Genomic DNA, 15,756 nt, shown 5'->3' on the forward strand with positions numbered 1-15,756 from the left:
ATTGAGTGTTTTATAACACTATAATTAGGGAGCAAATGATGTCGCTGAGTAATATAGTCGGATACTAATAATGAACAATGTGCTGGATACGGTCGACCAAAGAACGCAATTAGTGGGTGAAAATCGCCTAGAGTTACTATTGTTTAAAATAAACACCTTGCAGTTATTCGCGTTAAACGTATTCAAAATTAAAGAAGTCGTCTCCCTACCTAAGCTCAGTGCTATGCCAGGCAGCAACCCTAATATCGCTGGGGTGGCGAATATTCGCGGTATGTCCATTCCGGTTATTAACTTGCGCGAGGCCATTGGCTTTGCGCCTAAGCCCTATGACGGTGACACCAATTTAATTATCACTGAATATAACCGCAGTGTGCAGGGCTTTTTGGTCGGTAAAGTTGAGCACATTGTTAATATGACGTGGGGCGATATTATGCCGCCGCCGCGCACTGCAGGTATGCACAACTACCTTACAGCTATTACCAAAGTCGATCACGATGGCGCTCAGCAATTAGTGTCAATTATCGATGTTGAAAAGGTGCTAGCTGAAATTATCGATTATGACATCACGCTGTCAGAAGGTGTGCTTGATGAGCAATTACTGCCTGAGCTGATGGGTAAAAAAGTGCTGATTGTAGATGATTCCTCCACAGCGCGTACCCAGGTGCGAGATACCTTAGGACAACTTGGCATCGAGATTATTGAAGCCTCTGATGGTCTGCAAGCATTAACCATGCTCAAAGGCTGGGCGGATGAGGGCAAGGATGTACCTAATGAGCTGTTGATGATGATAACCGATGCTGAAATGCCTGAAATGGATGGCTATAAGCTTACGGCCGAGGTGCGCGCCGATAATCGTTTGGCATCACTTTATATCACATTGAATACTTCATTGAGTGGTAGCTTTAACCATGCCATGGTTGAAAAAGTGGGCTGTAATAAGTTTATCTCTAAGTTTCAGCCAGACTTATTGGTGAGTGTGGTGCAAGAGCGTATGCAGCAGGTATTGGCAGATAACTAGTAGTGAGCTGGCTAACCCATAATAAGCAACCTCACACCACGCAATCTCATATCAAGCTAGCTGAGTGCATCTTTCTCATGCATGACATCTTGAATGATTTGCCGTTGTCGACCTTTAGTGACGCCAATATTAAGTCTTGCCAGTGTTAATGCTTTAGCAAATTGCTGTTTGCCCAGCACCGACACTAACTGAGTGACAAATTCACTCGAGACGCCCAGGGTTTTACTGTAATGGCTAATCGCTTGGGTAATGGAGCTGAACTCAATGTCATCGAAGCTAAAGGCTTGCAGCGCACTGTAGTCATGTTCTTCACTAATAGGTTGCTCATCAATACTAATTTGCCAACCCTTAGCGTTTACTCTATCTTTAGCTATGTTGTACATCATCCAGGCGCTGTTTTTAAAGCCTTCAAATACCTTACAGCTAAACTCTGATTCTTTAAGCTCTTGCTCAGTCCAGTTGTGACCAATTGCTAAATGCTTTTGATATTTAATTATCAGTTGATCTTTCACTGCCGCGCGGCAATCCCAAATACTGGTGAGCATATTGGCTTTGGCTAATTGCTTACATTCATTGCAAGCAGGTATTGCCAATGATGGGTGCGGCGTGTGAGGTAGGCGCAAATACTCGAACGTTTGATTGCTTGGCTCTTCGCAAAACCAGCATAGGTGGCGTTTATTGAATGGGACGTCGATAGGATGAATAGACATAGTGTAGGGTGTTTGATGCTGGCAGCGAGTTGCTACCAGCATTTAGGTTGAACTAAGCACTAAGAACTAAGTAATACGCAATTAAGTGCTGATTACTCTTCTTCAACATCAACCAGTGACTTCGCAAGTACGATAGGGTCAAGCTCTTCGCAGTCTTGATCTACTTGCCAGTCGATGCCAACGAGCACGCCATCATCGTTTAAATCACCTACCCAGTACTCTAAAAATTCACCAAGTTTGATTTCAACAGCGCTGTAATCTGCCCATTCTTCAGTACAGTGAGACTGCGCCGCATCTTTGCTTGACCAAAGTGGCATGACATCAGTGTCTTCATACTCTGATGAATCACAAACTACAAAGCCATCATTTGTTTCGTCTTGTAGCGCCCAAATTACTTGGTGCTCTTTTACTTGTGCAATAAACCCAGTCAGTGTGGCTGATTGTTCAGTCATGATTATTCTCTTTGATTAAATGCAGACGCATTCTTTATAAGTTAAGCAATCATTATACGGTAAGAGCTGATTAGCGAAAGGGCAAATTGCATTTAAAGTTGTGGATAGAGGTTGAGTTTTAACCTGATGGCAATAATGTTGAAAAATTAATGGAATGAAGGCTTGAGAAGTCACAATTGATCGGTCACGATGTTGCCATTGATCAAAAAGATAAGAATGGCCTCATGGCAAAAACGCGACTTCTAACCTCTACATCTGTTTTCGTAGCGCCCGCTTTATTGGCAATGAGCGTGTCTGCTGATGCAGCAAACCCACCTGAATTCGACCAATGTGTCATTGAGTTAAAAAGCACGGCTAAGCAGCAAGGTATTAGCCAGACCATTATTGATTCAAGCGTTGCCAACTTAAAATACGTCCCTAAAGTGATTGAGCTTGATAGACGCCAGCCTGAGTTCACTACCACTTTTGGAGACTATATTGGTAAGCGCGTCACCGACTGGCGTGTTCAGCAAGGGCGTAAATTGCTGCGCGAGCATAAAGACTTGCTCGATAAGTTAACCAAGCAATATGGCATTCCTGGGCAATATATCGTGTCGTTTTGGGGCCTTGAAACTAACTTTGGTAGCTACAAAGGTAAAATGCCTGTACTCGATTCATTGGCGACCTTGGCGTGTGACCCAAGACGCAGCGATTACTTTACCGGCGAGCTAATGCAAGCACTGCGCTTGAAGCAGCAATACGGGTTTAGTGACGAAAAAATGGTTGGCTCATGGGCAGGCGCTATGGGGCATACCCAGTTTATGCCGACCAATTATTTGAAATATGCCGTTGATGGTAATGGCGATGGCAAGGCGGATTTGTGGGACAGCACTGAAGATGCGTTAACCTCTGCAGCTAACTTCTTGCAGCAATTAGGCTGGAAAGCCAATGAACGTTGGGGTCGTGAAGTTTTATTGCCAGAAAACTACGACTTTAGCGCCTTAGGCGTAAAAAACACTATGCCGTTAACACAGTGGGCGCAAAAGCAGCTGACTCAAGTGTCAGGCAAGCCGCTTGCTACACCAGACATGGATGCAGCTTTGTACGTGCCAGCAGGGCACAAAGGCCCGGCATTTTTAGGTTATGACAACTTTAAAGTGATCATGCGTTGGAATCGCTCTGAATTTTATGCCATCGCTGTTGGTCACCTTGCCGATAGAATCAACGGCGCCGCGCCGATGACGGTTAAGCCACCAAAACATCAGCGATTGTCGCGCGCTAAAGTAAAACAGCTTCAACAAGCGCTTAATAATAAGGGCTTTGATGTTGGTAAGCCTGACGGCGTGTTAGGTCGTAATTCAATTGCCGGTTTGCAAGCATTTCAGCGTAGCCAAGGCTTGGTTGCCGACGGCTTCCCTGATAAAGACAGTTTTGAAGCCTTAGGTGTAAGCTATTAAAATTGAGTGGCGAGTGGCTTACACTCGCCTAACAGAGTGTTAAACCCACCCATGACTTTGTAGTCGTGGGTTTTGCCAATTAAGGTTGGGGCGTAAGCCCAAGGTTAACAAAAGATGAAAATTGAAGATGATATGGTAGTGCAGTTTCACTACACCTTAAAAGATGAACAAGGCGAGGTGATTGAATCAAGCGTGCTTCAAGATCCTATCGCGTATTTGCATGGCCATGACAATATGATGCCAGGTGTTGAAGATGCCATTCATGGCAAAAATGTTGGTGATAAGTTTTCAATTACCCCAGCTGCAAAAGATACCTATGGTGAGCGCCTCCCTGATGCCGAGCAAAGAGTGTCGTTAAAGCACTTAACCGGCGCTGATAAATGGCAACCAGGTATGTCAGCTTTAGTTAATACCGATCAGGGACAAAGGCAGGTCACCATAGTTAAAGTCGGTAAGTTTATGGCGACGGTGGATTTGAATCATCCATTTGCTGGTCGTGACCTAAGATTTGATATCGAAGTCGTGTCAGCTCGTGCTGCGACTGACGAAGAAATTGCCCACGGTCACGCCCATGGTGTTGGTGGCCATCAGCACTAGCAACTCAATTTGAGATTTATTTGTTTACAATGGTCAGCTAGCTAAGCTGACCATTAATTTAGGTATCAGCAATCATCTATGATCATTTCTTTTTCTCAAGGCCGTTTGATTGTCACCGCCCAAGAAGTCCAATGCCGCATCGTCAAAAGCAACCTAGTCATGGCGGCAAGCGTTGATGATTTAACCATATACCGTCAAGGGCGTGTCATCGTTGCTGATGCCGGCACAGTGCGCTGGAGCGTCAGCCTTGACGACGATGAGCAGCTTCAACAGGTGCTGGCAGAAACCGGACTCGATGCCTTATAAACTGAGTAATTTACTCGTCCTCAGTTATAAAAATTAGCTACTCAAAATAGTCATTAAAATAACTCATTCAAAATAGTCATTACTAAAATAAAAAATCAGGGAAGTATCAATGTCTACCACACAACAACTTCATGACCGTATTATTATTGAACCAAGTGTATCAGCACAGTGCTGCGTTATTTGGCTACACGGTTTAGGTGACTCAGGCGCGGGATTTGCGCCTGTGGTACCTGTATTAAATTTACCTGCCAACCATGCCATTCGCTTTGTGTTTCCCCACGCGCCAGAGCAGCCGGTTACAATCAACGGTGGTATGACTATGCGCTCTTGGTACGACATCAAGAGCATGGACTTGCATGATAGAGCCGATATCCAAGGTGTACTTGAGTCAGAGGTTAAAGTACGCGCCTTGATCAACGAGCAAATAGAGCAAGGTATTGCCAGTGACAAAATTATCTTGGCTGGCTTTAGTCAGGGCGGGGTGATGAGCCTTTTCACAGGGCTGCGCTTTGATAAACCGCTAGCCGGTATCATGGCGTTATCTTGTTACCTGCCAGCGGGTGACAAATTACCCCAAGATTTAGCTGACGCTAATCGTGCTACACCAATTTTGCAACATCACGGCGAACAAGATGAAGTCGTCCCCTTATTTGCTGGAAAAATGGCGTATGATGCCGTTGCTAAAGCTGGCTACACCAGTCAATGGCAAACTTATCCAATGGGGCATAGTGTGTTGCCACAGCAGCTAACTACCATAGGTGAATGGATCGTAGACATGCTAAGCTAAGTCCAGTATCAGGCTGTTAAATAGCCAGTAGTTATAAAGCCATTTTTGATAGATAGCGCTCAAATTGAGCAAAACAAAAGGTGATCTCGGTCACCTTTTTTGTTACTCAAAAACTTTCTTGTTTTTGAAACTAAATATCGCACCGCGTGCTGTGTTCTTAATCTTGAACAGTATTACCTCAACCTTGTTTCTAGCTAACTCTTTCAGTTTATTGCTATAAAGCCCGCCACTATCTTCGCTGTTTTTTATGTCTTGCATTCCTTTGTTGAAGGCATTTTTTGTCCCGTACAGTAATGGCTATAAAATGCTGTAATACCAATGGTTTACGGTGGTTTGTTGTTAACCTTAATCGCATGTTTTAGAGAATTACTTTGCTATTATGTTGCGCGTTATTTGCTTCGCAGTTTATTGAGTGAGCAGTAACTGAACAGTATGTAGAAAAATAAAAGGGGTCACGGAATGAAGATGAATTTTGTAAAAGGCGTGCTGGCGACAGCCGTGCTTACAGCGTTAGTTGGCTGTAACAGCGATGATGATGTTAACAAGTTTGATTTAACCATTGCGCATGTAAATGACACGCACTCTAGCTTTGATGCTGGGTCACTCGATTTTACCGCACAGGTGGACGCAAACGATTTTGCAGTACGTGCATCAGTAGGTGGTTATCCGCGTATGGCAACCGCATTAAAAGCGGCACGTGAGGCTGCAAATGATGCCAATAAACCGTTTTTAGCCCTTCATGGTGGTGATGCATTCCAAGGCTCGCTGTACTTTAACGTATTAAAAGGCGAGGGGAATGCTGAGCTGTTAAGCGAGATGAATATTGATGCCATGGCCATTGGTAACCATGAATTCGATTTAGGTAACGATCCACTAATCAACTTTGCTGAGAACGTTAACTTCCCGCTGCTTGCTGCAAACATGGATACCAGCAACGACGCTGACATGGATGCGGTAGACAACATTTTGCCTTACACCATTAAAGAGTTTGATGGTAATCAGGTGGGTATTTTTGGCTTGGTACTTGAAGACTTAGAATCGATTTCGTCTCCAGGCGTTGACTTGAGCTTTAGCGGCGAAGTGGCAACGGCGCAAGATACTGTTGATACGTTACACGCGATGGGCATAGATAAGATCATTATGGTGAGCCACATTGGCCTAGACCGTGATATTCGTATTGCTGAGCAAGTTAATGGTGTTGATGTGATTGTTGGTGGACACTCTCACACTTTACTAGGTGACTTCCAAAATATTGGCCGCGGCGAGTCTAGCACTAGCTACGCTGAAATTTTCACTAACCCTAATGGCAGCACTCGTACTTGTATTGTACAAGCCGGTGATTTAGCGCAAGCGGTTGGTCAAGTCGATGTTAGCTTTGAAGACGGTAACATCGTTAGCTGCATGGGCAATAACACGCTGCTAATTGATAATGACTTTAAGCATAAGTACGACGGCGAAAACCGAGAAGCATTAAATGATGCTGACCAACAAGCGACCGAAGCTTTTGTCGCTGAGCAATATAACATTGCTATTACTGCTGAAGATGCCGCGCTTCGCAGCACTATCGACACTGACTACAAACCACTTATTGAAGAGTTTGAAGGTAAGGTGATTGGTGAGGTATTGGATGCAAACGATCCCGTTGACACGACCATGCTTGATCATGTGCGTATTCCAGGCCTAAGCCGAGGTGGTGCATCGCTACCTGGAACAGGTAGTGAAGCTGGTGCTCAGGTTGCCGCCTCTATGGTGTGGAAGCTAAACCAACATGGTTATGGCGTTGATATGGCTATCACCAACACAGGTGGCGTGCGCGATCATATTAAAGAAGTGGAAACAGGCGGCTTAACTGCGGGTTATGTGATTGGCTCATTGCTTTACTTCAACAACGAATTGGCAATTGTGTCTTTAAAAGGTGCTGATATTGTCGATTTGCTTGAAGATACCATCAATTACGCGATGACTGACTCAAGCGGTGCATTCCCAACGTTTGCTAACCTGTCATTTACCTTCAATGGTAAAGCGGTTGCAGGAGAGCAAATTGAGCAACTGCAAGTTTGTCCTAATGGTGTTGACGCGGGTAACTGCGCTGACATTGAACTCGAAAAAGTCTATAAGATTGCTACGAACGCATACATTGCTGGTGGTAAAGATGGTTACGATATTTTTGAGTCACGCAAGCAATCAGAAACCGTAAAGTCTGGCTTTATTGATAACGAGTCTATGATTGAGTACGTTGAGTCATTAACTGCTGAAGGTAAAAAGCTAGAAGAAATTGCGACAGGTCTGAACTTTATCGTGCCAGATAGCTATGCAGACAAATTAGATAATCCAGTATTAAAAGCAGAAGATAATCAATAGATTACTTTGAGTGTTATGGCTTTTAGTTAAGCAAAAAAGCTACCGACTAAGGTAGCTTTTTTATTGTTTGAGACAGATGCCGTTCAAACAAATCGTAAATAATTCGCAAAAGATTTAAAAATAGCCCTTGAAGTAGAAAAAAGCGTCCATATATCTCTAATTGTAGCAGGGAGACATTATTGAAATGCTCAACAGAGGTTTCAACTCCGGTTACCCATTGCGCCGAAAGGGCAATGCACATCGCCAATAATGGCTTAATTTTACATATTGCTTTAGACAAGGATATGAATATGCGTAATTTTACTATTTCTCAAGATCTTGCTCCTCTTTACCGCAGCGCGATTGGCTTTGACCGCCTAGCACGTATGGCTGAACATGCAGCCTCAAATAGCGGCAACTCAAATGGTTACCCTCCATACAATATCGAGTTAATGGGTGAGAATCGCTACCGAATTACTATGGCTGTTGCCGGCTTTGCTATGAGCGAGCTAGAAATTACCAGTGAAGGCGAAAAGCTACTGGTTAAAGGCAACAAACCAACCAGTAAGAAAGATGACAAAAAGTACTTACACCAAGGTATTGCAGAGCGCGGTTTTGAGCGCACATTCCAACTAGCAGACCATGTACGTGTAGTTGGTGCTGAGTTAGAAAATGGCTTACTGAATATCGATCTGGTACGTGAATTACCAGAGGCCATGAAACCGCGTAAGATTGAGATTAACCAAGCTCGCGTGATTGAAGACTAACCACTAGTTTTTAAACAAACTCGCGCTAACCCCATTAGCGCGACCCTTTTATTGTTCATCATCTTCCTTTTTGCCTAGCGTGTTTGCGCTAGGCTTTTTTGCGTAATCAGCTGTTTGTTTGAATCGTTAAAATTTTGGGCACTAAATGGCTCAGGCAGTTATTCACTCAGACAGTAGTTCGCTTAGGCAGCTATTCACTCAGACGCTGGTTCGCTTAAGCTTCAGTTCACTGGGGCTTAAATTCACTAAGGTTTTAGCTTCCTTAGCCTTTAGGTCAAGGCGAGTTTTTAACTCGGCTTTTAATCTTGGTTCTACTGCAAGGGAGTGTTAAGCGAGTTATAACAATACTGCACCAGTTCCTTTATCTGCTAATACGTCATCTTGATTATAAATTGGGCAATTACTCATCGATAAGCAACCACAGCCGATGCAACCTTCCATCGAATCTTTAAGTCGCGTCAACGCTTCAATACGTTGGTTGAGTTTTTGCTGCCATTTAGTCGATAACTGATGCCAGTCGTCGGCTGTTGGCGTACGTTTATCAGGTAGAGCAGCAAATGCCTGTTGAATTTCATCTAAGCTGATCCCCAGTTTTTGTGCCGCCTTAATAATGGCAACGCGACGCAGCGTCTCTCTTTGGTATCTGCGCTGATTACCCTGATTTCTGAGGCTGTAAATCAGGCCCTTTTGCTCATAAAAATGTAAGGTAGACACCCTTACACCGCAGCGCTTTGCCACATACCCCACAGACAATTCAAATTCCTGTTTCATGGAAAATTCATCCAACAAAAATAGTTTAAAAAAGTTCTTTACCTCAAGTTAACTTGAGGTTGTAGCATGGTCAACAGTTAATCAGCAAGGAGCAAAATTATGCGATTAGAACATTTGAACTTAGTTGTGAACGACCTAGATGAAACAGTGGCGTTTTACAAAGCGGCATTTCCTCATTGGCAAGTCCGTGGTGGCGGAGAAGGCGAGTGGAACGGTGTTTATCGACGCTGGATACACTTTGGTGACGACTATAATTATCTGTCATTGAACGATAATGGCAAAGGCAGTATCCGCGATATAAAAGGTTATGACCTTGGTTTAGCACACTTTGCCTATGTGGTTGATGATATTAAATCTTTAGGTGCAAGAATGGCGGCAGCAGGGTTCGATATTGCCATTGATGGTGCTGCGGATAGCTCACACAAGAGCTTGTATTACATAGACCCAAACGGTTATGAAGTTGAATTCTTACAGTACTTTACCGATATACCGTCTGAGCGAAATGTATATGACGACTAATCCAATTAGGCCAATGCTGTCTAATTAGATGAGATAGTCAGGCTATATTTGCAGAATTAATAAACAAAAAAGTCGCTACCTAGGAAGCGACTTTCTATTTGAAACTTGGTGTTAATGCTGTGTTTGTTACACCTTAAGCCCTACCAACAAGGCATCAAGCTGCTCGGCCGTGGCATGCAGCTCATCACAACCCGATACTGACTCATTCGCTGATTGCTCAACATCATGAGACTGATTACGGATCTCCATAAGGTTAGTCGCAATCTCATTGGCTACCGCGGATTGTTCATCTGCAGAAGTCGCAATTAGTGTGCTCATATCGAACACTTTTGAGCTATGGTGAGCGATATTCGCTAAGTCGTCACCAGTTTGCAGTACGTGTTTTTTACCTTCTTCCGCTTGTTCAACTGTACGTGACATCACCTGAGTTAGGTTACGGGTGCCGGTTTGCAGCGCTTCAATCATAGATTTGATTTCAACGGTTGCTGACTGGGTGCGCCCTGCAAGGGTACGAACCTCATCAGCAACCACGGCAAAGCCGCGACCTTGTTCACCAGCACGCGCAGCCTCAATAGCGGCGTTAAGCGCCAGAAGGTTGGTTTGCTCTGAAATCGCATTAATCGTGGTCACCACATCGTCAATCTTGCTGGCATTTTCGTTCAACGCAGCAACAGCATCTGATGCATCGCCAATTTCATTGGCGAGAATATCGATGGCTTCAACTGTGGTTTCAATGTCTTTGGCACCCGCTTCGACTTGAGTATTGGCTTCTTGGGTTTCGCTTGACGATTGATCGGCATTGCGAGCAACTTCTTTTACCGCTGCCGTCATCTCTTCCATCGCTGTGGCAAGAGAGTCTAAATGTTGGCGTTGGTTAACCGCGAGTGATTGACCTTCCTGAGCTGTGTTTCTAAATGACGATACAACAGTGCGGATTTGATCTGTTGCTTGAGTAATTTGTTGCACAAGCTTGTGCTGACGATCCACAAGAGCATCGATGCTGATTGCAAGTGTACTGAACTCATCTTTTACTTCAAAGAAGTTAAGTCTACCTGTTAAATCACCATTTGCAGCGCGCTTTAGTGCCATAACAGTAGTGTACAGCGCGCCGCCAACAAAGGTTGAAATGTAATAAGCAAAGGCAAATAAAACTAGCAGTAATACCGTCATTATGCCGTAAGCATAGGTGCTGCCTGAGCCAGAAACTGTATATTTGTCGGTGTTTATTTGCGACACAATCACTTGTTGATTACGGCTTACTTTACTGACGACAGTTGCATTTGAACCTTTAAGATGGATGCCACCGCCACGGTTGGCCAAACTGCGCTGCTCACCATTTAGTAGGTTCATTTGAGTTAAGCGCGAGTCAGCTGATAGGTTAGTTGGGATGCGATTGCGATCAGTTTCAGGGATCAGGGCTATTGTGGCGTCAAGGAACTCGATAGCTGAGTTACTTGAGCTAAGCACGGTTTCTAGGTGGGCTTTATCAATGCTTTTCTCTTGCTGGTTATTAAGAAAAATTGTCAGGCCAATAATCATTAACATTGGCACAACAGCAAGGATGGTAAATTTAGTTTTCAAGTTCATATGGATGAGGTATTGATCAATCCATCGAAATTTAACTTCTTTCATTTATGCCTCTTCTGTGTTGGCTTGAAATGGTTTACTTAAATGTTATCGGTTAGAAACAGCTGAACTTTAATGGTTTAGCTTTGATTGGTTAAGTTTTCAACCGCAATTGCTTGCGTAGTAACCACTTCGATATGGGGCGTTACTCATACTGATTAATTGTGTCAGTGTTAAGCATAGAACAAACCGATACAAAGACAGTTCAAAACAGCCCAAGTTTACAAGTTGTTTGCATTTGCGACCACTGAATTCATCACAATTTATTGCGCATGGTGTGTTAGCCAACTTGTTAGGCTGAGAAATGTCGCTAAATGCTAATATTTGCTCGGAAAAACTCGATTATTGACTAGCAAATCTGGTATCGAACACGTAAAATTTCACTCTTTTATTTTAAAAATCAGTTTGCAACACACCTCCGAGTGACCGGTAGACAAGTGTTAACACACTTTTGCAACCCATTCTGGTATGTGAGTTCGCTCTGTGGCAGCGATGCTGCCGACATCAGCGCATTTAAATGCAATATGCAGTGGAAGATATAATGCAACAGTTAAACGAGATCGTAGAACAGGCCTTAGCAGTCATCGACGAGGCAAGTGATCTAAAGGCATTGGATGATATCCGTGTCGATTACCTTGGTAAAAAAGGTAAGATCACTGACATGATGAAAATGATGGGTAAATTAAGTGCTGAAGAAAAACCAGCATTTGGTCAAGCCGTCAACCAAGCCAAGCAAGCAGTACAAAAGCAGCTTTCTGCACGTATTGAAGGCTTAAAAGCAGCAGAACTTGAAGCTAAGTTAGTTGCTGAAAAAATCGACGTGACTTTACCTGGTCGCACGCTAGAAATTGGTGGTTTGCACCCAGTAACGCGTACCATTGAGCGCATTGAATCTTTCTTTGGTGAGCTTGGCTTTAGCGTTAAACAAGGTCCTGAGATTGAAGACGATTTTCACAACTTTGATGCGTTAAATATTTCTGAGCACCATCCTGCTCGCGCTGATCACGATACTTTCTACTTTAATCCTAAAGTAATGCTGCGTACTCAGACATCTGGTGTGCAGATTCGCACCATGGAAAATGAGCCAGTACCGCTGCGCATTATCTCTCCAGGCCGTGTATACCGTAACGATTACGACCAAACGCACACACCAATGTTCCATCAGGTTGAAGGCCTTATGGTGGCAGAGAACGTTAACTTTGCTGAGTTAAAAGGTATTTTGCACGACTTCCTACGTAATTTCTTCGAAGAAGATTTACAAGTGCGCTTCCGTCCATCTTACTTCCCATTCACAGAACCATCAGCTGAAGTTGATGTGATGGGCAAAAATGGTAAATGGTTAGAAGTATTGGGCTGCGGAATGGTGCATCCAAATGTGCTTCGCAGTGTGGGTATCGACCCTGAGAAATACTCTGGTTTTGCTTTCGGTATGGGCGTTGAGCGTTTAACTATGCTGCGCTACGGCGTCAACGATTTACGCGCCTTCTTCGAGAACGACTTACGTTTCCTTAAGCAATTCAAATAACGGAGCAATAAACAGATGAAATTTAGTGAATCTTGGCTTCGTGAGTGGGTAAACCCACAAGTAAGCCGCGACGAATTATCACACCAAATCACCATGGCCGGCCTTGAAGTAGACGGCGTTGACGGCGTTGCTGCTGAGTTTAGTGGCGTTGTTGTTGGTGAAGTGGTTGAGTGTGGTCAGCATCCAGATGCAGACAAGCTGCGTGTAACCAAAATTAATGTTGGTGAAGACGAATTAATCGACATCGTATGTGGTGCGCCAAACTGCCGTCAGGGCTTAAAAGTAGCAGTTGCTATGGTTGGTGCAGTGCTACCTGGCGACTTTAAAATTAAGAAAGCCAAACTACGCGGTCAGCCATCTTTTGGCATGCTGTGTTCATACGGTGAGTTAGGTATTGATATCGAAAGTGACGGCATTATCGAGCTGCCACTAGATGCGCCAATCGGCACTGATGTTCGTGAGTACCTAGATCTAAACGATGCCATTATTGATGTAGACCTTACCGCGAACCGTGCAGACTGTTTAGGTATGGTTGGTCTTGCGCGCGAAGTCGGTGTACTTAACCGCGCTGAAGTAACAGAGCCTAGCTGGCAAGCGGTTGAAGCTTCAATCGATGCGCCAGTGAGCATTGAAGTTAAGGCGCCAGAAGCTTGTGGTCGCTACCTTGGTCGTGTGGTCAAAAACGTCGATGTTAAAGCGCCAACACCACTTTGGATGCAAGAAAAATTGCGCCGCAGCGGTATTCGCTCAATTGATCCAATTGTTGATATCACCAACTATGTACTGATTGAATTTGGTCAACCAATGCATGCCTTTGACCTAGCAACCTTAGATGGTGGCATTACGGTTCGTTATGGCTCGGGTGAAGAAAAGCTAACTTTACTCGATGGTAATGAAATCACTGTACCTAGCAATACCCTAGTGATTGCTGACGACAACAAGCCTGTTGCATTGGCGGGTGTATTTGGTGGTGAAGCAACCGGCGTTACCACTGAAACCAAAGATATTTTATTAGAGTGCGCTTTCTTCGCGCCTTTAGCGATTCTTGGTAAAGCACGTAGCCTAGGCTTGCACACTGACTCTTCACACCGTTTTGAGCGCGGCGTTGACCCTGAGCTACAGCACAAGGTGATGGACCGTGCCACTCGCCTGGTACTTGATATTTGCGGTGGTGAAGCTGGTCAAGTTGTTGAGGCGGTATCGCAAGATCACTTACCAAAAGCGGCTAACATTCAGCTTCGCCGTGAAAAGCTAGATAAAAAGCTAGGTCACCATATTCCTGATGCTGATGTGACTGAAATTCTTGAGCGTTTAGGCTTTAGTGTTGCTTTTGAGCAAGGCGTGTGGAATGTCACTACAGCGACTTACCGTTTTGATATGGCAATCGAAGAAGATTTGATTGAAGAAGTTGCCCGTATCTATGGTTACAACAACATTCCTAATATTGCACCTGTTGCTGCACTTAACATGTCAGATCATAAAGAAGCTGATATGCCGCTTAAGCGTGTACGCGACTTACTGGTAGCTCGTGGCTTCCAAGAAGCAATTACTTACAGTTTTGTTGACCCTAAACTGCAAGCGCTTGTTCACGCAGAGCAAGAAGCGATGGTGTTACCAAATCCAATTTCCGTTGAAATGTCAGCAATGCGCTTGTCTATGTTCACCGGTCTTTTAGCGGCCGTTGGTCACAATCAAAGCCGCCAGCAAGGGCGCGTGCGCTTATTTGAGTCTGGTCTGCGTTTTATTCCTGATGAGCAAGCCGATTCAGGTGTTCGCCAGCAAGCTATGCTAGGTGCCGTTATTTCTGGTAATCAGAACGATGAACACTGGTCAATGGAGTCAAAAACTGTTGATTTCTTTGACTTAAAAGGTGACTTAGAAGCAATTATGGGCTTGACAGCAGCTGATTCTGAATTTAGTTTTAGAGCAGCAACACATCCTGCACTACATCCAGGACAATGTGCTGAAATCTTAAGAAATAATCGAGTCATTGGTCACATTGGTGCGCTTCATCCGAGTTTAGAGAAGCCATTCGGCCTAAATGGCAAAACAATCGTTTTCGAGCTTGAACTAGACGCATTATTACAGTCTAGTTTACCGCTAGCCCAAGCTGTATCTAAGTTCCCGGCTAATCGTCGTGACATTGCTGTGGTAGTAGATGAAAATATTTCTGCAACCGATGTTATGAATTTGATAAGAAAAGTTGGCGAAAATCAGTTGGTTGGCTTAAACTTGTTCGATGTATATCAAGGTAAAGGTGTCGAGAGCGGCAAAAAGAGCTTAGCTATCGCACTTACGTTACAAGACATTACTCGTACACTTGAAGAAAAAGATATCACAGAGACCATGGATTCAGTGGTATCAGCTTTAAAGACCGAGTTCAACGCATCGTTGAGGGATTAAAGTATGGCACTTACCAAAGCCGAAATGGCAGAACATCTTTTTGAAACACTTGGCATTAATAAGCGTGTAGCCAAAGAGATGGTTGAGTCTTTCTTTGAAGAAATTCGTGAAGCACTCGAAAGTGGTGAGCAGGTCAAGTTATCTGGCTTTGGCAACTTTGACCTTAGGGATAAGAATCAAAGACCGGGACGGAACCCAAAAACTGGTGAAGATATTCCTATCTCTGCACGACGTGTCGTAACTTTCCGTCCTGGACAGAAGTTAAAATCGCGCGTTGAAGCAGCAAACTCGGATAAGAAATAATTCCCATCTAATATCAAATTTTCTTGATATCGAAAGCCACCCTAACGGGTGGCTTTTTTATTGCTTGCTTTTTTAACGGCTTGAGTTGGCTCACTTTACTTGTACCCAATTGCACTAAGTATTCGGTTGATAATGATAAATAGCGAGCTGATATGAATTGTCGGTAAAAAAGTGTTTTTACCAACCTAAGTAAGTT

At 44.0% G+C, this 15,756-nt stretch carries 15 protein-coding genes; 11 read left to right on the top strand and 4 right to left on the bottom strand.

Annotated elements, in window-relative coordinates; all coding sequences use genetic code 11:
• The first annotated feature begins 70 nt into the window (after positions 1-70).
• On the top strand, positions 71-1,018 hold the full coding sequence (locus EXU30_RS18740) for a chemotaxis protein CheV (RefSeq protein WP_130602619.1): 948 nt from the start codon (positions 71-73) through the stop codon (positions 1,016-1,018).
• Positions 1,019-1,074: 56 nt separating this feature from the next.
• Here the strand turns inward: EXU30_RS18740 and EXU30_RS18745 are convergent, their stop codons facing one another.
• Both EXU30_RS18745 and EXU30_RS18750 read right to left on the bottom strand, forming a co-directional pair.
• Positions 1,075-1,728 carry a hypothetical protein gene (locus EXU30_RS18745; RefSeq protein ID WP_130603623.1) on the bottom strand — a complete coding sequence of 218 codons (654 nt, stop codon included), beginning with the start codon at positions 1,726-1,728 and terminating at the stop codon, positions 1,075-1,077.
• Between the two features lie 92 nt (positions 1,729-1,820).
• A complete protein-coding gene (locus tag EXU30_RS18750; RefSeq protein ID WP_130602621.1) occupies positions 1,821-2,180 on the bottom strand; it encodes a DUF2750 domain-containing protein in 360 nt (119 codons plus the stop codon).
• A gap of 224 nt (positions 2,181-2,404) precedes the next feature.
• Between EXU30_RS18750 and EXU30_RS18755 the strand changes: the two genes are divergently transcribed.
• The 6 genes from EXU30_RS18755 (at position 2,405) to EXU30_RS18780 (ending at position 8,413) form a co-directional block, all read left to right on the top strand.
• Complete coding sequence (locus EXU30_RS18755; protein WP_130602623.1) at positions 2,405-3,616, top strand: lytic murein transglycosylase; 1,212 nt, start codon at positions 2,405-2,407, stop codon at positions 3,614-3,616.
• Between the two features lie 114 nt (positions 3,617-3,730).
• Entirely contained in the window at positions 3,731-4,213 is a 483-nt protein-coding gene (locus tag EXU30_RS18760) for an FKBP-type peptidyl-prolyl cis-trans isomerase (RefSeq protein ID WP_130602625.1), read from the top strand.
• 78 nt (positions 4,214-4,291) lie between these two features.
• Entirely contained in the window at positions 4,292-4,519 is a 228-nt protein-coding gene (locus EXU30_RS18765; protein WP_130602627.1) for a DUF3389 family protein, read from the top strand.
• A gap of 109 nt (positions 4,520-4,628) precedes the next feature.
• Complete coding sequence (locus EXU30_RS18770) at positions 4,629-5,306, top strand: alpha/beta hydrolase (RefSeq protein ID WP_130602629.1); 678 nt, start codon at positions 4,629-4,631, stop codon at positions 5,304-5,306.
• 459 nt (positions 5,307-5,765) lie between these two features.
• On the top strand, positions 5,766-7,667 hold the full coding sequence (locus EXU30_RS18775) for a bifunctional metallophosphatase/5'-nucleotidase (protein WP_130602631.1): 1,902 nt from the start codon (positions 5,766-5,768) through the stop codon (positions 7,665-7,667).
• 290 nt (positions 7,668-7,957) lie between these two features.
• Complete coding sequence (locus tag EXU30_RS18780; RefSeq protein ID WP_130602633.1) at positions 7,958-8,413, top strand: Hsp20 family protein; 456 nt, start codon at positions 7,958-7,960, stop codon at positions 8,411-8,413.
• Positions 8,414-8,749: 336 nt separating this feature from the next.
• Here the strand turns inward: EXU30_RS18780 and soxR are convergent, their stop codons facing one another.
• Positions 8,750-9,184, bottom strand: a complete 435-nt coding sequence (gene soxR, locus EXU30_RS18785) for a redox-sensitive transcriptional activator SoxR (RefSeq protein WP_278044723.1) — start codon at positions 9,182-9,184, stop codon at positions 8,750-8,752.
• Positions 9,185-9,280: 96 nt separating this feature from the next.
• Between soxR and EXU30_RS18790 the strand changes: the two genes are divergently transcribed.
• Positions 9,281-9,703 (top strand): VOC family protein, encoded by a 423-nt coding sequence (locus EXU30_RS18790; protein ID WP_130602637.1) that lies wholly within the window; start codon positions 9,281-9,283, stop codon positions 9,701-9,703.
• Positions 9,704-9,829: 126 nt separating this feature from the next.
• Here the strand turns inward: EXU30_RS18790 and EXU30_RS18795 are convergent, their stop codons facing one another.
• Positions 9,830-11,335 (bottom strand): methyl-accepting chemotaxis protein, encoded by a 1,506-nt coding sequence (locus EXU30_RS18795; protein WP_130602639.1) that lies wholly within the window; start codon positions 11,333-11,335, stop codon positions 9,830-9,832.
• 535 nt (positions 11,336-11,870) lie between these two features.
• On the opposite strand from EXU30_RS18795, the gene pheS reads away from it, so the two are divergent.
• From pheS to ihfA, 3 genes are read left to right on the top strand one after another with little or no spacing between them, the layout of a single operon-like run.
• Positions 11,871-12,854 (top strand): phenylalanine--tRNA ligase subunit alpha, encoded by a 984-nt coding sequence (gene pheS, locus EXU30_RS18800; RefSeq protein ID WP_130602641.1) that lies wholly within the window; start codon positions 11,871-11,873, stop codon positions 12,852-12,854.
• A 15-nt stretch (positions 12,855-12,869) separates the two neighbouring features.
• Complete coding sequence (gene pheT / locus EXU30_RS18805) at positions 12,870-15,257, top strand: phenylalanine--tRNA ligase subunit beta (RefSeq protein ID WP_130602643.1); 2,388 nt, start codon at positions 12,870-12,872, stop codon at positions 15,255-15,257.
• A 3-nt stretch (positions 15,258-15,260) separates the two neighbouring features.
• Positions 15,261-15,560, top strand: coding sequence for an integration host factor subunit alpha (gene ihfA, locus EXU30_RS18810; RefSeq protein ID WP_130602645.1), 300 nt, complete (start codon positions 15,261-15,263; stop codon positions 15,558-15,560).
• The last annotated feature ends 196 nt before the right edge of the window (positions 15,561-15,756 follow it).

Source organism: Shewanella maritima, assembly GCF_004295345.1.
Lineage (GTDB): Bacteria > Pseudomonadota > Gammaproteobacteria > Enterobacterales > Shewanellaceae > Shewanella > Shewanella maritima.